The organism is Rhodoblastus acidophilus (assembly GCF_025961575.1).
GTDB lineage: Bacteria > Pseudomonadota > Alphaproteobacteria > Rhizobiales > Beijerinckiaceae > Rhodoblastus > Rhodoblastus acidophilus_C.
Genome location: NZ_JAOQNX010000006.1, coordinates 80,529 through 101,180, shown reverse-complemented (window position 1 = coordinate 101,180; position 20,652 = coordinate 80,529). Strand labels below are relative to the sequence as shown.

General features: G+C 64.6%; 20 protein-coding genes. 4 read left to right on the top strand and 16 right to left on the bottom strand.

Translation table 11 applies throughout. The features are described 5' to 3' along the window. Positions 1–107 precede the first annotated feature (107 nt). Positions 108–1,559: an ATP-binding protein gene (locus M2320_RS05870; protein WP_264596476.1), complete on the bottom strand. Its 1,452-nt coding sequence runs from the start codon at positions 1,557–1,559 to the stop codon at positions 108–110. 75 nt (positions 1,560–1,634) lie between these two features. Further along, positions 1,635–3,014 (bottom strand): hypothetical protein, encoded by a 1,380-nt coding sequence (locus tag M2320_RS05865; RefSeq protein ID WP_264596475.1) that lies wholly within the window; start codon positions 3,012–3,014, stop codon positions 1,635–1,637. Positions 3,015–3,159: 145 nt separating this feature from the next. On the opposite strand from M2320_RS05865, the gene M2320_RS05860 reads away from it, so the two are divergent. The 3 genes from M2320_RS05860 to M2320_RS05850 all read left to right on the top strand — a co-directional run bounded on the left by M2320_RS05860 (position 3,160) and on the right by M2320_RS05850 (position 5,887). Continuing rightward, positions 3,160–4,533 carry a class II 3-deoxy-7-phosphoheptulonate synthase gene (locus M2320_RS05860; protein WP_264596474.1) on the top strand — a complete coding sequence of 458 codons (1,374 nt, stop codon included), beginning with the start codon at positions 3,160–3,162 and terminating at the stop codon, positions 4,531–4,533. Positions 4,534–4,542: 9 nt separating this feature from the next. Continuing rightward, a complete protein-coding gene (locus tag M2320_RS05855) occupies positions 4,543–5,496 on the top strand; it encodes a DUF2865 domain-containing protein (RefSeq protein ID WP_264596473.1) in 954 nt (317 codons plus the stop codon). A 142-nt stretch (positions 5,497–5,638) separates the two neighbouring features. Beyond that, complete coding sequence (locus tag M2320_RS05850; protein ID WP_264596472.1) at positions 5,639–5,887, top strand: hypothetical protein; 249 nt, start codon at positions 5,639–5,641, stop codon at positions 5,885–5,887. Positions 5,888–5,890: 3 nt separating this feature from the next. Here M2320_RS05850 and gltX read toward each other — a convergent pair whose 3' ends face one another. Beyond that, entirely contained in the window at positions 5,891–7,255 is a 1,365-nt protein-coding gene (gltX, locus tag M2320_RS05845) for a glutamate--tRNA ligase (protein WP_184428492.1), read from the bottom strand. A 132-nt stretch (positions 7,256–7,387) separates the two neighbouring features. On the opposite strand from gltX, the gene M2320_RS05840 reads away from it, so the two are divergent. Next, positions 7,388–8,551 (top strand): ceramide glucosyltransferase, encoded by a 1,164-nt coding sequence (locus tag M2320_RS05840; protein ID WP_264596471.1) that lies wholly within the window; start codon positions 7,388–7,390, stop codon positions 8,549–8,551. Here M2320_RS05840 and M2320_RS05835 read toward each other — a convergent pair whose 3' ends face one another. The 13 genes from M2320_RS05835 to pqqA all read right to left on the bottom strand — a co-directional run bounded on the left by M2320_RS05835 (position 8,552) and on the right by pqqA (position 20,217). Beyond that, positions 8,552–10,288: an NAD+ synthase gene (locus M2320_RS05835; protein WP_264596470.1), complete on the bottom strand. Its 1,737-nt coding sequence runs from the start codon at positions 10,286–10,288 to the stop codon at positions 8,552–8,554. 44 nt (positions 10,289–10,332) lie between these two features. Continuing rightward, complete coding sequence (gene pqqC, locus M2320_RS05830) at positions 10,333–11,064, bottom strand: pyrroloquinoline-quinone synthase PqqC (protein WP_264596469.1); 732 nt, start codon at positions 11,062–11,064, stop codon at positions 10,333–10,335. 17 nt (positions 11,065–11,081) lie between these two features. Next, on the bottom strand, positions 11,082–11,813 hold the full coding sequence (locus tag M2320_RS05825; RefSeq protein ID WP_264596468.1) for an ABC transporter ATP-binding protein: 732 nt from the start codon (positions 11,811–11,813) through the stop codon (positions 11,082–11,084). Continuing rightward, positions 11,803–12,540 carry an ABC transporter permease gene (locus tag M2320_RS05820; RefSeq protein WP_264596467.1) on the bottom strand — a complete coding sequence of 246 codons (738 nt, stop codon included), beginning with the start codon at positions 12,538–12,540 and terminating at the stop codon, positions 11,803–11,805. Before M2320_RS05820 ends, M2320_RS05825 begins: the two co-directional genes overlap by 11 nt. Continuing rightward, positions 12,537–13,499: an ABC transporter substrate-binding protein gene (locus tag M2320_RS05815; protein WP_264596466.1), complete on the bottom strand. Its 963-nt coding sequence runs from the start codon at positions 13,497–13,499 to the stop codon at positions 12,537–12,539. The genes M2320_RS05820 and M2320_RS05815 overlap by 4 nt, the downstream gene beginning before the upstream one ends. Positions 13,500–13,512: 13 nt before the next feature. After that, a complete protein-coding gene (locus M2320_RS05810) occupies positions 13,513–14,187 on the bottom strand; it encodes a response regulator (RefSeq protein WP_155445981.1) in 675 nt (224 codons plus the stop codon). Between the two features lie 161 nt (positions 14,188–14,348). Beyond that, entirely contained in the window at positions 14,349–16,115 is a 1,767-nt protein-coding gene (locus M2320_RS05805; RefSeq protein WP_319801415.1) for a PQQ-dependent methanol/ethanol family dehydrogenase, read from the bottom strand. A 140-nt stretch (positions 16,116–16,255) separates the two neighbouring features. Beyond that, positions 16,256–17,098, bottom strand: coding sequence for a substrate-binding periplasmic protein (locus M2320_RS05800; RefSeq protein ID WP_184428483.1), 843 nt, complete (start codon positions 17,096–17,098; stop codon positions 16,256–16,258). A 4-nt stretch (positions 17,099–17,102) separates the two neighbouring features. Beyond that, positions 17,103–17,534, bottom strand: a complete 432-nt coding sequence (pedF, locus tag M2320_RS05795) for a cytochrome c-550 PedF (RefSeq protein ID WP_264596464.1) — start codon at positions 17,532–17,534, stop codon at positions 17,103–17,105. A 188-nt stretch (positions 17,535–17,722) separates the two neighbouring features. Further along, a complete protein-coding gene (gene pqqE / locus M2320_RS05790; protein WP_264596463.1) occupies positions 17,723–18,832 on the bottom strand; it encodes a pyrroloquinoline quinone biosynthesis protein PqqE in 1,110 nt (369 codons plus the stop codon). Beyond that, complete coding sequence (gene pqqD / locus M2320_RS05785; protein ID WP_184428481.1) at positions 18,829–19,113, bottom strand: pyrroloquinoline quinone biosynthesis peptide chaperone PqqD; 285 nt, start codon at positions 19,111–19,113, stop codon at positions 18,829–18,831. Before pqqD ends, pqqE begins: the two co-directional genes overlap by 4 nt. Continuing rightward, positions 19,110–20,027, bottom strand: a complete 918-nt coding sequence (gene pqqB, locus M2320_RS05780; RefSeq protein ID WP_264596462.1) for a pyrroloquinoline quinone biosynthesis protein PqqB — start codon at positions 20,025–20,027, stop codon at positions 19,110–19,112. Before pqqB ends, pqqD begins: the two co-directional genes overlap by 4 nt. A 109-nt stretch (positions 20,028–20,136) precedes the next feature. Further along, complete coding sequence (pqqA, locus tag M2320_RS23340; RefSeq protein WP_184428567.1) at positions 20,137–20,217, bottom strand: pyrroloquinoline quinone precursor peptide PqqA; 81 nt, start codon at positions 20,215–20,217, stop codon at positions 20,137–20,139. Between the last annotated feature and the right edge of the window lie 435 nt (positions 20,218–20,652).

Here is a 20,652-nt window from a genome sequence, read left to right as displayed (position 1 = left end):
CACGAAGATGAGCGGCCCACGCGCACGCGGGATGTCAGGAGCAAGGCTCCGGACCGCTCTCGTTGAAGCGCGACAACGCGCCAGCGAACGGCATGGTTCCGTGACGGCTAAGCCGCAGTCTCCAGACCGAGTTCCGGGAAGGCGATGATGCGGCGCTGCTCGAAATCGACGCGCGCGACGATCCACTCGTTGCGCTCCAGCTCACCCAGCATGCGCCGCGCCCGGCTCGGCGAGGCGCTGCCGAAGAAACCGGCGATTTCCGCGTCGTCCGGACAAGGCTGGCCCGCCGCCGCCGCGCGGCTGAGATAGAGGAACACGCTTTGCAGATCGCCCGGCAAGCGGGCGGCAAGATCGACCGCCCTGCCCCAGCTCTCCTCGTCCGCCGCCTCGGGAAAAGCTTGTTTCGCGCGAAAAATGGTCAGGCGGCGGCGGAAATCGGCGAGATCCGGCGTGTTCGGTCCCAGGCGCCGGATGCGGCAGCGCAGCTGGAAATCGCGGTGCAGGGTTTCCGCCGCCTGCTGCGACGCCTTGGCCTCGCCGACAATCTGGCTGATGATGTCTTCGATCGCCGCCTCGCGCTCTTCTTCGGTCAGCTCAGGCGGGGGCGCGGCGACGATATCGGGCGCCGGCGCTTCGATCCGCTCGAAAATCTCCTGCAAAAGCTCGGGCTTGGGCGCGACGCGCACACGCGGCGGCGGCGGCGCTTCGCCAGGCGCGAAAATCAGGTTTTGGAGAGCCTCGGCCTCCATCGCTTCCGGCAAGGGCGCCAGTTTGGGCGCAGCGCCGCGATCCGCCGTTTCGACCGCGCCGATCTTCACCCGCAGCGGCCGTCGCGAAATGGCGGGACCAAGCCCGACAAAGGCGCCGCGCTCGAGATCGCGAAACATTTCGGCCTGCCGGCGCTCCATGCCCAAGAGATCGGCGGCGCGGGCCATGTCGATGTCGAGAAACGTGCGGCCCATCAAAAAATTGGAGGCCTCCGCGGCCACGTTCTTGGCGAGCTTGGCGAGTCTTTGTGTCGCAATCACTCCGGCGAGGCCGCGCTTGCGTCCGCGGCACATCAAATTGGTCATGGCGGCCAGGCTCAGCCGCCGCGCCTCGTCAGAACCGTCCGAAGCGGCGGCGGGGGCGAAAAGCTGCGCCTCGTCCACCACCACCAGCGCCGGAAACCACAGCGCCCGGTCGGCGTCGAACAGGGCGCCCAGAAACTGCGCGGCGGCGCGCAACTGGGCGTCCACTTCCAACTCTTCGAGGTTGAGCACGACGGAAACGCGATGTTCGCGCACGCGGGCGGCGATGGCCGGCAGGTCGCGCTCGCATTCGGCGGCGTCCAGCGCCAGATGGCCGTAGCGCTCGGCCAGCGAGACAAAGTCGCCTTCGGGGTCGATGACGATCTGCTGCACCAGCCCAGCGCTCTGCTCCAGCAGGCGGCGCAGCAGATGCGATTTGCCCGAGCCGGAATTGCCCTGCACCAACAGGCGCGTGGCGAGCAATTCCTCCAGGTCGATCAGCGCGGGCGCGCCAAGCGCCGCGGCGCCCATGTCAATGCTGCGCCCCATCAACGTCCTCGTTCAGGTCGGGGCGGCGTTGATAGCATTGGCGAAGCCGCGGACAAACCGCCTGCGGCGCGCCGTTCACAACAAATTTTCGGCGCTCGCCTTCTCCGGCTCGCGCCGCGCGAGGAAATGGCGGCGCTCGCGGATCCATTCGCGCGTCTGCTCGAAGGCGAGCCGGAACACATCGAGACCTTCGGCGCTGAGGGTTTTCGCCCGCAAGGCCTCCAGGAGTTCATGGAGAATCCGGTCGAGGCTTTCATCGGCGGCGTCGAGGTCTTCGACGCGCGGAGCGCGGCGGACCCGCACGGCGATCTCGAGCACCTCCTGGGTGAAATCGCCGGCCGAAGGCGCGGAGCCGCGCGTCCAGCGCCCGAAAAGCCAGATCGTGAACGAACCCACCGCGCCCGCGACGGGCGCGCCGAGATAGAGATAGTCGCCGTAGAGGTCGATGAAGGTCTTTTCGTCGTCGTCGACATATTGCGCGGCGCCGCGATGGGCGAGCATCGGCGCGGATTTGTCGGTGTCCGGCGGCGCGATGGCGTCGGCGAATTCGCCGTTGATCGCGAGATCGCCCTTGTTCTCGAGCACGAGACGGGTCAATTCGGCGCCCAGGGCGTCGCGCAGATTGCCGCGGGTCACCAGGCGGACCTCCAAGGACAAGGTCGAGAGATCGTCGGCCGGCAGCAGCGGGGCGGCGGAAAACAGCCCCTTCTCCACCGTTTCCTCGGTCAAGCCCTTGAGTTTCTTGGCCAGCGCCGCCGCATCGGGAACATCGGCGAAGCTCACCTTGTTGTCCTGCGTCAGGCCGCCAAGCAAATTGCCTTGCAGCAATTTCGACTGTGCCACGACGGCGATGACCAGATTTGCGGGGCCGGTGCGAAACGCCGCCTGAACGCCCGCCGGGTCGGGCGGGATCACCAGGCGGCGGTCGGCCTGCGGCAACCCATAGGCGGCGAGGATTCCGCGCAGCAACGCCTCATTGGCCGCGCCGGGGGTGGCGAGGATCAGTTTGCGGTTGCGCAGCGCCGCCGCATTGTCCGCCGCCTTGCCGCGATGGGCGATGACGACGACGATTTCCTTTTCCAGAATGGCGAGGGCGCGGGCGGTGGCCGGCAATTTCGCATCCGAACGCGCCGCCAGCAGATCGCATTCATGGTGATCGAAGGCGGCCACCGGGTCCTGAACCGGCGTGACGGCTATGCGGATGCGGCTCGTGCGGTTGACGACGAGTTGCTGTAAGCGTTCGGCGAAGCGCTGGTCGACCCCGCCGCGAGACACGCAGAATTTCAGGACCTTGGCCTGATCGAACCACATCCGCTCGGCCTTGATTGCAAGAAGGGCCGCCAGAACGCTCAGCGCGACAAACGCCAGCCACAGCAGAACGCGCCGAAAAATCGTGACGCGCCTGACCGGCGCGCGCTCGAGCGTCGCCTCCCACCCGGCCCCTTTGTCCTCCATCGACGCCTCCGACAAGGTCTTGGTTTGAACATGATCTTTTACGAAAACACGCATCTGTACAGCTGAACATTGGCCTTGGGCGTGCGGTGGTGTATAGGGCCCCATCCCAAGGTTTTACGCGAAAGTTTCGCGCGGAGAGTTGAGAATGGAACGCTGGTCGCCTGACAGCTGGAGGTCCAAGCCGATCGTCCAGGTCCCGGCCTACAAGGACGAGGCGGCCCTCGCCGATGTGGAAAAGCAGATCGCCGGCTTCCCGCCGCTGGTGTTCGCCGGCGAGGCGCGCAAGCTGAAAAGCCAGCTGGCGAAAGTCTGCGCGGGCGAAGCCTTCTTGTTGCAAGGCGGCGATTGCGCCGAGAGCTTCGCGGAACATTCCGCCGACAACATCCGCGACTTCTTCCGCGTCTTCCTGCAAATGGCCGTGGTCATGACCTATGGGGCGTCCATGCCCGTGGTCAAGGTCGGCCGCATCGCCGGACAATTCGCCAAGCCGCGTTCGGCGCCGACCGAAACCATCGACGACGTGGCGCTGCCCTCCTATCGCGGCGACATCGTCAACGACATCGAGTTCACGCCCCAGGCGCGCGAGCCTGATCCCCGGCGCCAGCTCATGTCCTACCGCCAGTCGGCTGCGACCTTGAACCTGTTGCGCGCCTTCGCCACCGGCGGCTACGCCAATCTCGAAAACGCCCATCGCTGGATGCTCGGCTTCGTCAACGACAGCCCGCAATCCGAGCGCTACGCCAAGCTCGCCGACCACATCACGGAAACGCTGGGTTTCATGCGGGCGATCGGGTTGGACCCCGAGCATCACCCGGAAATGCGGCAGACCGACGTCTACACGTCGCATGAAGCGCTGCTGCTCGGCTACGAACAGGCGCTGACCCGCGTGGATTCCACCAGCGGGGAACATTACGCCTGCTCCGGCCATTTCCTGTGGATCGGCGACCGCACCCGCCAGCCTGATCACGCCCACGTCGAATATATGCGCGGCATCAAGAACCCGATCGGCCTGAAATGCGGCCCGTCCACCACGCCGGACGGGTTGCTGCAGCTGATCGACGTCCTGAACCCCGCCAATGAGCCCGGCCGCCTCACACTGATCTCGCGCTTCGGCGCGGAAAAGGTCGGCGACCACCTGCCGGCGCTGATCCGCGCCGTACAGCGCGAAGGCCGCGCCGTCGTGTGGTCTTGCGATCCGATGCACGGCAATACGGTGACCGCCAGCGGCTACAAGACCCGTCCGTTCGACAAGGTCATGCAGGAAATCCGCAGCTTCTTCGACGTGCACCGCGCAGAGGGGTCCTATGCCGGCGGCATCCATCTGGAAATGACCGGCAACAATGTCACGGAGTGCACGGGCGGCGCCCGCGCGCTGTCGGAGGCCGACCTGCGCTCGCGCTACATGACCTATTGCGATCCTCGTCTGAACGCCGAACAGGCGATCGAAGTCGCGTTCCTGGTCGCGGAAAAGCTGAAGCGCGACCGTCTGGCCTCGGCGTCCGCCCATGCGGCGGAGTAACAGGGCTGAATGGGGCGTCCGATCGCACATGTGTTGATGGCCCTGGGGCGGCTCGCCGTCGCCCTGGCCCTAAGCGGCGCGACCGCGAGCGCCCAGACGAGACTGTGGGACCCGACGAACTCGGACTCCGTCTGCGAAACGCTTCGCGCCGCCATTGACGCCGCGCCGGCCGGCGACGCCGGCGCGGCGCAGGCGGCGGCGCAAGCGCGAGGGGAATACGACCGCCTGGCGTCGCGCGCCGACGCCATCGGCTGCAACAACAAGCCCTTCCTGTTCTTCGGATCGCCGCCGCCGCCGGAATGCGGCGGCCTTCAACGGCGGCTCGCCGCTTTGCGCGCCCAATATGAATCGCTGCGCGCCCGCGCCGGCGACGGTGGTCGCAGACAGGCGCTGATCGCGCGATATTCCGAGCAATGCGGCGACATGCCGCGTGAGGAAGAGGCCCCGCGCCAGGCCGACCGGGGCGGCGCCTATGGCGGAGCCGAAGCGGTCTGCGTGCGCAAGTGCGACGGCTATTATTTCCCGCTGACGCCCGCGATGAGCGGCGCGCGGACCAACGAGCTGCGCGAGCTCTGCCAGGCCTCGTGCCCGAACGCCGAGACCGCCCTGTACTCCCGCTCGCCCTCCGCTGAAATTTCCAATGCGGTCTCAGCCGATTCGGGCGACCGTTACGAAAACCTTCCCAACGCGCTCAAATACACCAAGAAACTCGAACCCGCCTGCTCCTGCCGCCCGGCCAAACAGAGCTGGGCCGAGGTTTTGGGCCGCGCCGAGCAAATCCTCACCGAGATTGAAGGGGAGCGGCCCGGCGAAGGTCCGCTGACGCCGAAACAGGCCGACGAACGCTCGCGCGTCCAGCCCGCCCCGCCGGCGGTCGCGGCTCAGGCCCCGCCCAAGCCGAAGAAAAAGCCCAAGCCCGCGCCGCCAGCTCTGTCGCCGTTCGATCCGCCGAATCCCTTCTGATCCGGCATCGGCCGCCTGCCCGCGCTCTCTACAGCCTCACGCACAATCGCAAAGAAAACAAGCGTCTGCGAGGAACGGATCCCTCCTCGGGCGGTTGGGCGCGCTTGCAGCAACCAAGGATCAACGCATGCAAGCGATGAAAATGACAGCGCTCGCTCTCGCAGCCGTGCTCGCGGCCGCGCAGGCCGCCTCAGCCCAGACCGGAGGCGGCGGTCCGGTCGGCGGGCCGGGCGCCAGCGGCGCGCGCGACACCAACGGAACCAACAGCTACGGCGAAACGCCGTCGCAAGCCAACCAACGCGCCAACGGCGCCACCCGCGCCGACCCGCCAGCGCCGGCGGAAACCACCGTTCCCGGCGACACCAGCCGGACGAGGGGCGGCGGCGAATAAAGCTTAGGCGGACAACCGCGCCAGCGCTCTGGGTCGCCCGATCAGCGGCAACAGCTTGGCCAACTCAGGCCCGGCTTCACGCCCCGTAAGAGCAAGGCGCAACGGGTGGAAGAGGTCGCGGCCTTTCCGACCGGTCGCCTGCTTCAGCGCGCTCGTCCAAGCCCCCCAGGTCGCTTCATCCCAGGGCTCCGGCGGAAGGTTTTCCGCCGCGGCCCGGGCGAATTCGGCGTCCAGTCCATGCGGGGCGATGTCGCCCTCGACCACCGCCCACCAATCCGCAATATCAGCGAAAATTTCCAGATTGCCGCGCGCGCAAAGCCAGAGCGGCTCCGCCTTGTGGCCGACAATATCCAGCGCCTCCAACCGGTCGCGGACGGCTTCGTAGCCCAGCCCATGCAGCACGCGCTGCGACAGCGCCTTCAACTCCTCGCCGTCGAAGCGGGCGCTGGAATGCGAAATCGCGGAGAGATCGAACAGGCCGGCGAGCTCCGGGAGGCTGTGCACCGGCTGCACCGCGATGGAAGAGCCGGTGAGCGCCGCCATTGCGGCGACGGCGAGCGTCTCGATCCCAACCTCGCGCAGACCGGCGATGGACAAAGCCCCGGTGCGCTTCGATAGCCCCTGCCCGTCCGCGCCGATCAGCAGATTATGGTGGGCGAAGTGCGGCGCACGCCCGCCCAAGGCTTCGAACAGCTGGATCTGCACGGCCGTATTGGTGACATGGTCCTCGCCGCGAATGATATGGGTGACGCCCGAATCATGGTCGTCCACCACCGACGGCAGGGTGTAGAGATAGGAGCCGTCTTCGCGGATCAGGACGGGGTCGGACAAAGAGGCGCAGTCGATGTGGCACTCGCCGCGCACGAGGTCGCGCCAATACACCGTTTCCGGCTCGAGCTTGAACCGCCAATGCGGACGCCGTCCTTCGGCCTCGAGCGCCGCCCGCTCCGCCTCCGACATTTTGAGCGCCGCCCGGTCGTAAACCGGCGGCGCCCCGCGCGCGATCTGCAAGCGGCGGCGGCGCTCCAGTTCCTCTTGTGTTTCGTAGCAAGGATAAAGCCGCCCGTCCCGCTTCAGCTGCTCCGCCGCCGCGTCATAGAGCGCAAAGCGCTCGGATTGCCGGAATTTGCGGTCGGGCTCGACGCCGAGCCAGGCGAGGTCCACCTCAATGCCGAGCGCATATTCCTCGGTGGAGCGCTCAGCGTCGGTGTCGTCGAAGCGCAGGATAAAGGTCCCGCCGTGTTTCCGGGCGAAGAAATAGTTGAGCAGCGCGGTTCGGGCGTTGCCAATGTGGATGCGGCCCGTCGGCGATGGCGCGAAGCGGACCACGGGGGCGACGAAATCGCCCGATGTCAAGGGATCGGTCATGCGCCCGGTTTAGCGCTTTTACGCCGCCGCGTCATCTCGCGCGGACCTGTCATCAAGCCGTGAAAAAAGTTCCGCATAAGCGCAACAGGCTTTGGGCCTGAAAACGAAGTTTTGACAGAAAGATCGGCGCGAATGACCGGCATGATCGCGGCGGGCGTGTGCATCGCCCTTATCCTCTTCAATGTTTTTTCCCTCGGAGTCGTGGTCTGGCGCTGCCGGCGGCGCAATGAGTCTCTCAGCCTTCGCCTCGCGCAAACCGGTCTCGCCGACCCCACGCCGCCCGTGTCGATCGTGCGCCCGGTCTGCGGCCTCGAACCCCATTCCGAACTGACCCTGCGCTCGACCTTCGAACTGGACTATCCGGATTACGAAGTCATTTTCTGCGTCCAGAAGAAGAACGATCCGATCATCCCCCTGGTGCAAAAGCTGATCGCCGAGCAGTCGGAGGGACGCGGCCGTCTGCTGATCGGCGACGATCCGATCAGCCCCAACCCCAAGCTGAACAATTGTTTTAAGGGCTGGCAGGCGGCGAAGCACGCCTTCATCGTGCTGGCGGATTCCAACGTGCTCGCGCCCAAAGACTATCTCCAGCAGATGCTGGTCCGCTTCGCCCCGGACGTCGGCCTGGTCTGCTCGCCGCCGCTGGGCATCATGCCGAAAGGCCCGGTGGCCGAGTTGGAATGCGCGTTCCTGAACTCCTTCCAGGCGCGCTGGCAGTTCGCAGCGGCCGCCTTCGGCATCGGCTTCGCCCAGGGCAAGAGCATGATGTGGCGCCGCGAAATCGTCGAAAACGCCGGCGGCATCGCCGCGCTGGCGTCGGAAATCGCTGAGGACGCCGCCGCGACCAAACTGGTGCGCGCCGCCGGCATGAAGGTGGCGCTGGTCGACCGCCCCTTCGGCCAGCCGTTGGGCCGCCGGACGCTCAAGGCCATCTACCAGCGTCAAACCCGCTGGGCGCGCCTGCGCCGCGCCTCGTTCCCCGAAATGTACGCGCCGGAAATTCTGGTGGGTTCGGTCATTCCCATGCTCGCCGGCGCCTATGCCGCCCGCGATTTCGGTTTTGAACCCTGGACGGCCGCCGGCGTGGTCGCCCTGGCTTTTGCCATCCCCGAAACGCTCGCCAATCTGGCCTTGCGCTGGCCGACGAACGCACTGTCGCCGCTCGCGCTCATCGCGCGTGACTGGGTGTTCGCGGTGATCTGGATCGACGGCTGGCTCGGCGACGATTTTGTCTGGCTCGGCAATTCCATGACGGTGCGCGAAGCCTCCGACGAACCGGCCGACCGCGCGGCGTAACTACTCCTCAAACCTCGCGCCGGCGGAAAACGCCGGCGCGAGCCCAGCATCGGAAGTCCGCGCGGAAAACCCGGGATCGCGAAACCGGTTGATGATGGGATAGCGCCGGTCGCGGCCGAAATTCTTTTTTGTGACTTTTACGCCGGGCGCCGATTGGCGGCGCTTGTATTCGGCGAGATAAAGCAGCCGCTCGATTTTTTTGACCGTCTCAAGCTCATGTCCGCGCGCGACAATTTCCGAAACGCGCATGTCATGCTCGACAAGACATTCGAGCATGTCGTCCAGCGCGTCATAAGGCGGCAGCGAATCCTGATCCTTCTGGTTCTCGCGCAGCTCGGCGGTCGGCGGTTTGGTGATGATGTTTTCAGGGATCACCACGCCATCCGGCCCCAGCGCGCCCTCCGGCTTCCAGCCATTGCGCAGCCGGCACAGCCGGAACACCTCGGTCTTGTAAAGATCCTTGATCGGGTTGAAGCCGCCGTTCATGTCGCCATAGAGCGTGGCGTAGCCAACCGACATTTCGGATTTGTTGCCCGTCGTGACCAGCATCGGCCCGAATTTGTTCGACACCGACATCAGAATCAGCCCGCGCGCCCGCGCCTGAATGTTTTCTTCGGTAACGCCGCGCTGCGTTCCCTCGAACAGTTTGGCAAGCGCCTGTTCGACGCCTTCGACGGCGGAAACGATCGGCGTGACGTCGTAACGCACTCCCAGCGCCCGCGCGCAATCCTCCGCATCCTTTAACGACTCGCCCGAGGTGAAGCGGTATGGCAGCATGATGGCGTGGACTTTGTCGGCGCCAAGCGCGTCCGCCGCCATGGTGGCGCAAAGCGCGGAATCGACGCCGCCGGACATGCCCAGGACCACGCCGGGAAAGCCGTTTTTGCCAACGTAATCGCGTAGCCCCAGAACGCAGGCGGCGTAATCGGCCTCATCATCGCCAAGCTGCGGCGCGCTGGGCGCCTCGACGCAGCGCCAGCCGGCGCCATCACGCTCGAACACGACGCGCGCCACAATCTCCTCAAAAGCCGGCAAACGTCCCGCGACGGCGCAATCGGCGTTGACGACAAAGCTCGCGCCATCAAAAACCAGTTCGTCCTGGCCGCCGATCTGGTTGAGATAGACCAGGGGCAAGCCGCTCTCGACCACGCGCGCAGTGGCGATGGCGAGGCGCTCGTCGTCCTTGCCGCGCCAATAAGGCGAGCCGTTAGGCGACAGCAGGATTTCGGCGCCGGTTTCGGCAAGCGTTTCCACCACATCGGCCTGCCAGATATCCTCGCAGATCGGCAGGCCCAGCCGCACGCCGCGAAACGCCACCGGCCCCGGCGCCGGCCCCGAACGGAACACACGCTTTTCGTCGAACACGCCATAATTGGGAAGGTCGACCTTGAACCGCACGGCGGCGATGCGCCCGCCGTCGAGCAGGGCATAAGCGTTGTGACAAAATCCGTCCTGCATCCAGGGCAGGCCCATCAGGACGGCCGGGCCGCCATCGGCGGTGTCGCGGGCGAGATCGTCCAGCGCCGCGCGGCAGGCGTCCTGGAACGCCGGCTTGAGCACAAGGTCCTCAGGCGGATAGCCGGCGAGAAACAGTTCGGAGAACATGACGAGATCGGCGCCCAATTCGGCCGCCTTCTTCCGGGCTGTTCGCGCGCGAAAAAGATTGTCTTCCACCGCGCCGACGGTGGAATTGACCTGGGCGAGGGCCAGAACGAGGCGATCGAGGGAGGCAGTCATGAAATCTATTTAGGCGAGGACGCGCCCCCCGTCCATCGGGCCCATCACGCCGGCGCGAAAGCCCCCGGCGGAACCATGCCCTGCACATAGGCCAGATAGAGCGCGTCCAGTTGCGCCCACAAAACGTTGCACTTGAAGCGCACGGCGTCCACGCACGCCTCCTGCTCCTCGCGGGTGCGGGCGTTCTTCTTGATATAGTCGAGCGCGAAATCGGCGTCGCGCGGCGCCTGGGTCAGGCGGCGGCGGAAATAGGCCATCACGTCTTCGCCGATGAAATCGTAATTTTCGAGCATGCCGGCGATGCGCTCGCGATGGATTTTGGGCGCAAACAGCTCGGTGAGCGAAGACGCCACCGCGACGACCAGCGGCTGTTCCGTGACGAAGCGCACATAGGCTTCAACGGCGAAGCGCGTGGCCGGCAGCGCCGCCTTCTTCGACATCACCATCGCCCGATCAAGCCCCAGGCCATCGGTGAGGATCAGCCAGCGCTCGATGCCGCCCTGCTCCTGCTCCAGGCCATCGTGGTCATGGATGCGGTGGATCCACTCGCGGCGCAACTCGCGGTCGTCGGTGCGCGCCATCAGCGCGGCGTCCTTGCGCGGCACCGCCTCCTGGTAGCAATAGCGGTTGAGCGCCCAGGCCTGAACCTGCCCCTTGTTCAGCTTGCCGCCATGCAGCATCTGATGGAACACGTGCTTGTCATGATAGCGCTCCGCGCCCACGGCGCGAATGGCGGCCTCAAACTCTTCGTGCGTGAGCAGCGAATCGCCGGACATTTCCTCTCCCCTTATTTTTATGACGAGACAGAATTACCATCGTCGTCTTCAGGCGACGATGGGTAAAAAGGCGCAAGTTTTCTCAACTTTGTAAGATTTTCGTCACGCATTTCTCGCGGCATGTCGAGTTTGAGCCGCCGTTTGACTTGCGCCGGCGCGCCGCCCAAAAGGATCACCTCATCGGCAAGCAGCAGTGCGTCATCAAGATCGTGGGTGGCGATCAGAACCGTCATGCGCTTCGCCGAAATCCGTTTCGCCAGCAGCGCCCGTAGCCGCCTGTGCAAGCCGAGATCGAGAGACGCAAAGGGCTCGTCGAGCAGCAGCAGGTCGGGCTCGACGGCAAAAGCCCGGGCCAGCGCCACGCGGCGCGCGAGGCCGAGCGACAATTGTCCGGGATAATCGCCGCCGCGCCCCTCGAGTTCGAACGCCGCCAGCGAGGCGTTCAGCGCCTCCTCCGTCAGCCCCGGCGCGGCCAGCCTCAAATTATCGGCGACGCTGCGCCAGGGGAGCAGGCGCGGCTCCTGGAACGCCATGGCGATCCGCCCGGCCGGCAGGGCGATCGATCCAGCCGACGGTTTTTCCAGACCCGCAATCAGGCGAAGCAAGGTGGACTTGCCGCCGCCGGAAGGGCCAAGAAGCGCCGCCACCCTGCCCCCGCCCAAAGTCAGGGAAAAATCGCGAAACACCTCGCGCAGGCCGCCGTCGGCGCGCGCAAAACTCTTGGCCAGCCCGGAAATCTCAATGGCCATGACGCCGCCACCAGCTGGCCGAACGTTCGGCGGGACGCAGCACAAAAGTTTCGGCCAGAATCATCAGGGCGACGAACGGCAAGGCATAGGCGAGCAGCAGCCGCAGATCGAACAATTGAAACGCCATATTCATCTGGAAGCCGACGCCATTGGGCCGCCCCAACAGTTCGACCACCAGCACGATCTTCCACACCAAAGCGAGCCCCCCGCGCGCCGCCGCGGCGAAATAGGGCGCGAGTTGCGGCAGGCGCACATCGCGCCAGCGCCGCCAGCGCGAAAACGCAAAGACCTGCGCCATTTCGTCGAGCGCGGGATCGAGCGCCCGCGCGCCTTCGCGCAATGTCACCACGGCGTTGGGAAACTTGTTCAGCGCAATGGCGGCCAAAGCGGAGATTTCGTTAAGTCCGCCCCAGACATAGGCGAGGATGATGACGACCAAGGCCGGCGTATTGAGCGCGATCACCAGCCAGGGATCGAGCATACGGTCCAGCGCCGGGCTGCGTCCCAGCGCCAATCCCAGCGCCGAGCCCGCGACCATGGCCAACGAAAATCCGGCGAGCACACGGCCCAAGGTCAGGCCGAGATTGTATTGCATGGCGCCGCTGCGCCATTCCTGGGCAAAAGTGGCGGCGACTTGCGCGGGCTCGGGCAAATAATGGGGCCCAAGCGCCATCGCCAGGACTTGCCACGCCAGGAGGAAAAGACCGAGCGAAAGCAGCCGGATCATGGCGTCCGGTAGAACAGGGAGCGATCGAGTTCGCCATCGCCCCCGACCAGTTGCGCCCCCCCAAGTTTCGCCAGGACCTTGTAAAGCGCGGCGGCGTCGGCGACCTCGCTGTCGAGAGACTCGGTGGGAATGCCGGCGCGATAATAACGGCGCACGATGGCTTGGCCCGCCGCATCGGGAAGACCCGTCATCCCGGCGATTTTCGCAAAGGCGGAATCATCCTCGGCGATCAGCTTCTTGGCCTGCGCCATCATGGTGAAGAACCGCGCCAGCGCCGGTCCCTGCCGCGCGGCGAAGGCGGGCGTGAACACATAGCCGGTGACGATCACGGGGTTTTTGGCGCCGAGATCCTTTTCAACATCGATCAGGTCGACGGCCCGGCCAAATCCCTTGGCTTCAAGTCGCGCGCAAAAAGTCCAGAACTCGAGCGCGGCGTCGATCTCGCCTTGCGCCAGCTTTTCGGCGAGCAGCGCCGGCGCGCCATAGACGATTGTCGCCTGCGTCTTCAGATCGACGCCCTGCTTCAGCCCCCAGGCCTGCAGCAGCAGCCAGCTCTTGTCGAGCGGACCGCCGGCGACGCCGAGTTTTTTCCCGACCAGATCCTTTGCAGTCGAGAACTTTTGCGGCTCCTTCGCCATCACCGCGCCCAGCGCGGTCGAGTGCGGATAGAACAGCAGGGGCTGGCCGATGTTGCGCTCGCGCGCCACCCAAAGCCAATCGGAAATGATGATGTCGGCGCCGCCGCCGACCAGCGCGATTTTCCCCGCCTCGGTGGTGGCGAGTTCGGTGGTTTCGAGGTCTAGGTCGGCGGCCTTGTCGAGGCCGTAGGCGCGCGCAACCGCGAGCTCCCAACCGAATGTGCCCGTCGCTTGAATGGCGAGGCGAATCTTGTCGGCGGCCGAAGCCGGCGCGACCGCCAGCAGGCAGGCGACGGCAAAGGCGAGAATGCGCGAAAGCATGCCAAAACCTCGGTCAATGCGTGGGCTTGCCGCCGTCGAGCGACAGCTGCGCGAAATCCATCTTGCCGACTTCGATCGCCGCCTTGGTGCGGCTGTAGACGTTCAGCTTGCGAAGAATTTCCGAGACATGCGCCTTGACCGTGGTTTCGGCGACTCCGAGCTCATAAGCGATCTGCTTGTTCTGCAGACCAGCGCGGATCATGTCGAGCACGCGCAATTGCTGCGGCGTGAGGTCCTGCAAGCGGCGTAGCATATCGCCGCGCTCGATTTCAGAAGGCTGCGGCTGGCTGATGTCGCGGAACCGCTCGGGCACATAGATCGAGCCGTTCAGCACTTCATTGATGGAATGGGCGAGCTCGCTCTTGGACGTCGCCTTGGAGACAAAACCGGCGACGCCCATCGACAGCAAGTCGCGCACGACGCGCGGGTCTTCATGCCCCGACACCACCATGACAGGCAGATGCGGATGGGCGGCGCGGATGCGCACCAGTCCCGAGAGGCCCGAGGTTCCCGGCAGGAACAGGTCGAACAGGCCGAGGTCGATGTTCTTTTCGCGGCTCAACACTTCCAGCGCCTCGTCGATCGAGGTCGCCTCGAAAATCTCGCAGGTCGGGCGCTCCATGCGCACGGCGCTCTCCAGCGCCTCGCGAAACAGCGGATGGTCATCGACAATGAGGATGCGGGTCATCGGGAGCGTTTCCAGTGCAGTCTTCTTTTTCGTCGCCGGCTTTTCGCACGGCGTTTTTTTCTCAACAAGAGTTTGCGCCGCGCGGGGCCGGCGCGCAAGCCCCGACGAAAGAAGGGCGGCCGACCGGCCGCCCTTCTCTCGCAATGCAATGTCCTCTCGGCTCAGTTCGCGGCCGATTTGGGAGGCAGCTTGAACACCCAGTAGGAGCCGCCCTGGTTGATGCCCTTGAAGGACTTGGCGACTTCGCCGCCCCACAGCGGCACCGCTCCACCCCAGCCTGCGGCGACGCCGATATATTGCTCGCCATCCTGCTCCCAGGAGATCGGCGGCGCGACAATGCCGGTGCCGACGTTGAACTTCCACAGCTCCTTGCCGGTCTTGGCGTCGAGCGCCTTCAGATAGCCTTCCGGGGTGCCGTAGAACACCAGACCGCCAGCGGTGGTCATCACGCCGCCCCACAGCGGGGCCTTGTTGTTGACCTGCCACTTGATGCTCATGCTGACGGGATCGAACGCCTTGAGCGCGCCGATATGGTCGTCGAAGATCGGCTTGATGTTGAAGCCGGCGCCGAGATAGGCCGCGCCCTTCTTGTAGACGACGGGCTCGTTGTGGATATCCATGCCCCATTCGTTCGCCGGGACGTAGAACAGCTGCGTCTGGGGCGAATAGGCCATCGGCATCTGGTTCTTGCCGCCGAGGAAGGACGGAACGGCGAACACGGTCTTGCCCTGCTTGCCGTCTTCCGACTTGGTGGGATCGCCGGGACGGTTCTCATCGATGAACACCGGACGGCCGTTCTTGTCGATCTCCTTGGCCCAGCTGATCTTTTCCACGAACGGCTTGGCGGCGATGAACTTGCCGTTGGTGCGGTCGAGAACATAGAAGAAGCCGTTGCGGTCGGCGGTGGCGACCGCCTTGGTGGTCTTGCCGTCCTTCTTCAGGTCGAACGAAATGACTTCGTTCACGCCGTCGAAGTCCCAGCCCTCATGCGGGGTGGTCTGGAAAGCCCATTTGAGCTCGCCGTTTTCCGGATCGATGGCGAGGCGCGACGCCGCCCATTTGTTGTCGCCCGGACGCAGCCAGGAGTTCCACGGGGCCGGGTTGCCCGCGCCGAAGAACACGAGGTGGGTTTCCGGGTCATAGGTGCCGCCGAGCCAAGTGGCGCCGCCGCCGGTCTTGTACATGTCGCCGGCCCAGGTCTCGTTGGCCTTGCCGGTCATCGAGCTTTCCTTGCCCTTGTAGGTGCCCATCAGGCCCTCGAGGGTGGGACGCGTCCAGACGAGTTCGCCGGTGTTGACGTCGCGCGCCTCCACGCGGCCGACGACGCCGAATTCACCGCCGGAAACGCCAGTGATGATGAGCGCGCCATTGGCCTTGGTCGGAACGATGATCGGGGCTGCGGACTGGGAATAGCCGGCCTTGAAATCGTCGACGGCCTTATGCCAGGCGACCTTGCCGGTCTTGTAGTCGAGCGCGACGATCTGCGCGTCGAGCGTGGAGAAATAGACCTTGTCGCCGTAGATGGCGGCGCCGCGGTTGATCACGTCGCAGCACGGCATGATGCCTTCCGGCAGGCGGGCGTCATATTCCCAGACCTTTTCGCCGGTCTTGGCGTCAATGGCGTAGATGCGGCTATAGGAGCCTGTGACGAACACCATGCCGTCGTGGACGATGGCTTGCGATTCCTGGCCGCGCTGCTTCTCGCCGCCGAAGGAGAAGGACCAGGCCGGAACCAGGTTTTGCACGTTCTTGGTGTTGATCTTGTCGAGGATGCTGTAGCGCTGGCCCTGCAGGCCAATGCCGTTGGTCAAGACTTCCTTCGGATTCTTGCCGTCGTTGAGGATGTCGGCGTCGGTGACGGGGCCGGCGAAGGCGCTGCCGAGCGTCAAGCCGAGCACGGAGACGCTGGCCAGAATTGTGCGTTTCATGAGTCCCATTCCTCCCAAGAAGTGGCCCGTTTCGGAGCCGTTTTGCGGATGCGACGATTTTCGCCGAATCCCCTGCCTTTTGTTGGCGCGCCGATGATATGTCGCGCCAAGAGTTCGCCGCAAGCCTCACGCTTGAAGGCTTACCTGTCCTGCGCCGGCGGACGCCATTCGACGCCGTGCGACGCGAAAATCTTCTTCAATTCGCCGCTTTCCGCCAACGCCGCCATCTGGCGGTCGATCTCGTCGCCGAGATCGACGGAATCGGCTTTCACCGCACCGCCGATTGCAATGGTCTTCGCCAATTTGTGCTGCGGGTGAATGATGGTCACCGGGCGCGATGACGTATGAGCAAGATGCTCGACTTCAGCGGATTCGCCGTAAAAGGCGACGACCTCGCCCTTTTCGTAGGCCTGCGCCGCCTTGCCCTCGCCGCGCACATGCACGACATTGTTGATCAGCTTGTGGTCGCGCGCCGACAGCAGGATGATATCGGCCAAAGTGGCGATATCGACCGCCACCTTTTCGCGCTCGAACAGCGAAAAATCCTGCGCCTCCGTCGCCTTGGCGGGATCGACCGCCAGGGCGTAGCCCTCGATCTGATAGGGCGCCGTCAGCTTGATCTTGTCGTTGGATTCCTCGACGCGCGGATCGTTGGGCACGTGCAGCATCACGTCGCCCGGCGCCTCGCCGAGGATGGAGCCGCGCCAAACGCCATTGCGCAAATCGTCGTTGAGATTGTCGTCCGGGCGCAGCACGAGATAGTCGACTTTGACGCCCAGCGCCTTCGCAAGGGCCGCGCCGATCTCGACATCAATGCCCTTCAGACGCCCGTCCTCCTGCCAGGACCACGGGCGATAATCGCGATAGACCGTGACGCGCAACACGCCGGCCGATTTGACCGCATCGAGCGGACGCGCCTGCACATCCGTCGCCAGCGCGCCGCCCAGAACGGCGAGGGAAAGGAAGGCGCCGATCGCGCGCATAAAATCAATCGCCCGCGTAGCGAGAGTCGAGATAGGTGCGGATCGTCCACATGGCTTCCTGGGACAGAATGCCCTCGAACGCCGGCATTTTGGTGGTGCCGTTCTGGGTGTAGCCGTGGCGGATGCGGTTGAGGAACCAGGCGTCGCCGTCCTCTCCCTTGTCGAGATAGCGCAGGTCGGGCGCGATGCCGCCGGATTCGGCTTCGATGCCATGGCAGCGCGCGCAATTCTGGTTGAAGCCGGACTTGCCGATCTTCAGCGCCAGTTCATTGCCGCGATAGGGATTCTTTTCCAGCCAATCCGTGCCGACGGGCGGCAGGCCGGTGGTGTCGATGGCTTGGGGCGTCACGTCGCCATGAGCGAGGACGCGGCCGGCGCCGGCCATCGAAAGGCACACAACGAGGGAGAGCCCGAGTTTGCGGGTAAAAGACGACACGTTTTCCTCCAGTATTTTCCCTGATCTTAGACGGCGCCCTTCCGAGGGGAATTGTACTTTGGCGCCCTCGACGAACAATGCCGCCTTCGCAGGTCAAATCACGGGAACGATTGAGTCTATGCAATTGATTTGCATAGGATTCCGACGATTCATTTTTCCCGCGCGGCAAGCCCCGCGCGGTGCGGTTTTCAGACGTCGGTGAGCGCCTTGGCCGCCGCCATGCGCCGGGGCGTGAAATCCCCCCCTTTCTCCGAGGAGTCGCGCGCGGCGATCTCGCCGATCAAATGATGCAAGGGCGATTTCGAGCAGATCGGATCGGTTGCCGCAGCGTCGCCCGCCAAAGCCAGCGCCTGGCAGCGACAGCCGCCGAAATCCTCGTTCTTGCGTTCGCAGGAGCGACACGGCTCCTTCATCCATTCCGTCCCGCGAAAGGCGTTGAAACCGGGCGAGTCGGACCAGCAATCGGCAAGCGATTTTTCGCGCGTGTTCCAGAATTCGAGATTCGGTATCGTCTCCGCCGCATGGCACGGCAGCACTTTTCCTGTCGGCGTGACGTTGAACGTCAACCGCCCCCAACCGCTCATGCAAGCCTTGGGATATTTGGCGTGATAGTCGGGCGCGACATGGTCGATGACGATGCGTCCCTTGTACAGCGCGCGCCGCGCCTCGACCTCGGCATAAGCCTTTTCGCTCTGCGCGCGGGTCGGCATCAGATGGGCGCGGTTGCGCAGCGCCCAGCCATAATATTGCGTATGCGCGATTTCGATTCGCCGCGCCCCGAGCCTGACGGCGAAATCCACCATTTCGGCGGCGCGCGAAATATTGAGGCGATGGATGACGGCGTTGACGGTGAGCGGCATGCCGGTCTCCGCCACCCATTGCGCCACTTCCAATTTCTTGGCGAAGCCGCCGCGATAACCGCCGATGGCGTCGGCGCTCTCAGGTTCGGCGTCCTGAATCGACAATTGCACATGATCGAGTCCAGCGGCGACGAGATCGTCAAACAGCTTTTTGGTGAGCCCGACGCCTGAAGTGATCAGATTGGTGTAGAGCCCCACCTGAGCGGCATGCGCCGTCAATTCCAGCAGATCGCGCCGCGACGCGGGTTCGCCGCCGGAGAGGTGCGCATGCAAAACGCCAATCTCGGCGGCTTGCGAAAAAATGCGCTTCCACTCCTGCGTCGACATTTCGGCGTCGCGCCCCGCCATCTCCAGCGGATTTGAACAATAGGGGCATGACAGCGGGCATCGATAGGTCAGCTCGGCCAGCATGCCTGTGGGCGGGGGAAGAGGTTTCATAGGCCCAGCATCCGTTTGTCATAGAGGCCGACGAGCAGCGCGCGCACGTCGCGTTCGACCACGGCGCGGTCGGCCTGGTATTTTTCCGCGAGGTCGTCGACGATCCGCGCCAGGGGCGCGCCACCGTCACAGCGCTGCAGAATGTCGACGCTGATTCCATTGAGGCGCAAGAAACGCTCCGGCGCGAGCAACACCCAGCACTTGCGCACCTGGTCGTGTTTCAGCCGCACGCCGCGCAGGAGATAGGGACGGGACTCTCCGGTGAGATCGTCTTCGCTCATGCCAATGCCTCCGCCGTCTCGATCGCCATGCCGTCGAACGAAATTTCCCAGCCCGCGGCCTCGACCTGCGCCCGCTCGGGCGAATCGCACAACAGCGCCGGATTGGAATTGTTGATATGGATGAAGACACGCCGCTTGATCGCCACGTCAGCGAGTTCGCGCATCGAGCCCTTGACCCCGTTCATCGCCATATGCCCCATGCGCCACGCCGTCTTGCGCGACAGGCCGAGACGGATCATCTCGTCATCCTCGAAAGTCGTGCCGTCGAAGAAAACAATCTCCGCGCCATCGAGGCGTTTTCGCAGCGCGTCGGTCATGCGCGCGCAAGACGGCATGTAGTAGAAATGCCGCCCGTCCCGCGCGATCTCGAGCCCGACGGTATATTCGCCCTCGGCGCCGAGTTCGATCTCCGCCTCATCGGCCGATTCCGTATATAGGGGCGCTTTTCCCGGTGTCACGAAGGGGGTGATGACAAAACCCAGACCGGTGTCGACGGGCTCCTCGAGCTTGACCGTGCGGCGCGCCACCAGTTCAGCATTGAGGACGCCGAACACCCCTCCGCTCGCACAAGCCATCACGGCTTCGGTGGCGAAAAAGGTGAAGGGCTGCATCTCGCGCATCACCAGCAGGCCGGCGATATTGTCGATGTCGCCATTGGGCGCGAACACAGCCTTGACGGGCGAATGCCGCAACGACTTCGGATGAAGCGCCGGATTGTCGATGATCTGCTGGCGCAGGTCGGGCGTCGCTGACAGGATCATCCAGTCCTCGCCATTGGCGCTCACGGCGAGACTCGCCTGCGAGCGCCTTTTGATCCGCGGGCTGTTGGCATAGGCGAGGCGGCAATTTTCGCACAGGCAGTTCCATTGCGGCAGGCCGCCGCCGGCCGCCGAGCCGAGCACAAGAAAGCGCATGTCGACCGATCTCAACAAATGAAAAGGTTACGGCGCGAGCGCGGCCGGCCCGCGCCGTAACAAGACGCGTCCGCCTGAGGGAGCGGCGGCGCGCGAAAATGCTTCAATTTCAGAATTCCGCGGACATATAAGCGGTGACTTCCATGCCCACGCAGATTTCGCACAGCTGCGGCGTCGTCCAGCTCGTCATTGCTTCCATCCCCTGTTGCCGGGCTTTTCGCCCGTTGTTCGCGCATCGGCGCATATGCAAGGATAGTGGAGGCGGTCAGCGCGTCTACGGCGCCAAAGTAGCACCCGAAAATCTTGTGCGTCGCAGCATTTTCGTGGGACTCGTCAAGTATCAGCTTTTCGGCCCAGCCAGGGCAGAGGGTCAATCCCACTAAAGAGCAGTATCCTGCGCCGCGTGACCGTGATTACCTTTCAGTGTGTTGAAATCATAATCTTGAAACACATGTCCTGGGGAGGCCATGCGACATCAGGAGGCGCGTCGCCGCGCCGGACCAGCGCGCCGCGTCGCCACGTTTTGGGCGACGGGACCGCGCCGGCACATTGTCATGCCGCCCCGGCCTTGAGTCTTCGTGAATTTCGGACGGTTTTGCCGCCAGCGGCGGCCGGCTCGATAAGC

What these genes read in the sequence shown, in the direction of transcription:
- M2320_RS05870 (WP_264596476.1), bottom strand. Translation starts at nt 1,559, where the DNA reads ATGGGGCGCAGCATTGACATGGGCGCCGCGGCGCTTGGCGCGCCCGCG.
- M2320_RS05800 (WP_184428483.1), bottom strand. Translation starts at nt 17,098, where the DNA reads ATGCGCGCGATCGGCGCCTTCCTTTCCCTCGCCGTTCTGGGCGGCGCG.
- M2320_RS05815 (WP_264596466.1), bottom strand. Translation starts at nt 13,499, where the DNA reads ATGCTTTCGCGCATTCTCGCCTTTGCCGTCGCCTGCCTGCTGGCGGTC.
- pqqA (WP_184428567.1), bottom strand. Translation starts at nt 20,217, where the DNA reads ATGACGAGCTGGACGACGCCGCAGCTGTGCGAAATCTGCGTGGGCATG.
- M2320_RS05805 (WP_319801415.1), bottom strand. Translation starts at nt 16,115, where the DNA reads ATGAAACGCACAATTCTGGCCAGCGTCTCCGTGCTCGGCTTGACGCTC.
- gltX (WP_184428492.1), bottom strand. Translation starts at nt 7,255, where the DNA reads ATGACCGATCCCTTGACATCGGGCGATTTCGTCGCCCCCGTGGTCCGC.
- M2320_RS05855 (WP_264596473.1), top strand. Translation starts at nt 4,543, where the DNA reads ATGGGGCGTCCGATCGCACATGTGTTGATGGCCCTGGGGCGGCTCGCC.
- M2320_RS05840 (WP_264596471.1), top strand. Translation starts at nt 7,388, where the DNA reads ATGACCGGCATGATCGCGGCGGGCGTGTGCATCGCCCTTATCCTCTTC.
- M2320_RS05850 (WP_264596472.1), top strand. Translation starts at nt 5,639, where the DNA reads ATGACAGCGCTCGCTCTCGCAGCCGTGCTCGCGGCCGCGCAGGCCGCC.
- pqqD (WP_184428481.1), bottom strand. Translation starts at nt 19,113, where the DNA reads ATGAGCGAAGACGATCTCACCGGAGAGTCCCGTCCCTATCTCCTGCGC.
- pqqE (WP_264596463.1), bottom strand. Translation starts at nt 18,832, where the DNA reads ATGAAACCTCTTCCCCCGCCCACAGGCATGCTGGCCGAGCTGACCTAT.
- M2320_RS05860 (WP_264596474.1), top strand. Translation starts at nt 3,160, where the DNA reads ATGGAACGCTGGTCGCCTGACAGCTGGAGGTCCAAGCCGATCGTCCAG.
- M2320_RS05835 (WP_264596470.1), bottom strand. Translation starts at nt 10,288, where the DNA reads ATGACTGCCTCCCTCGATCGCCTCGTTCTGGCCCTCGCCCAGGTCAAT.
- M2320_RS05865 (WP_264596475.1), bottom strand. Translation starts at nt 3,014, where the DNA reads ATGGAGGACAAAGGGGCCGGGTGGGAGGCGACGCTCGAGCGCGCGCCG.
- pqqB (WP_264596462.1), bottom strand. Translation starts at nt 20,027, where the DNA reads ATGCGCTTTCTTGTGCTCGGCTCGGCGGCCGGCGGCGGCCTGCCGCAA.
- M2320_RS05810 (WP_155445981.1), bottom strand. Translation starts at nt 14,187, where the DNA reads ATGACCCGCATCCTCATTGTCGATGACCATCCGCTGTTTCGCGAGGCG.
- M2320_RS05820 (WP_264596467.1), bottom strand. Translation starts at nt 12,540, where the DNA reads ATGATCCGGCTGCTTTCGCTCGGTCTTTTCCTCCTGGCGTGGCAAGTC.
- M2320_RS05825 (WP_264596468.1), bottom strand. Translation starts at nt 11,813, where the DNA reads ATGGCCATTGAGATTTCCGGGCTGGCCAAGAGTTTTGCGCGCGCCGAC.
- pqqC (WP_264596469.1), bottom strand. Translation starts at nt 11,064, where the DNA reads ATGTCCGGCGATTCGCTGCTCACGCACGAAGAGTTTGAGGCCGCCATT.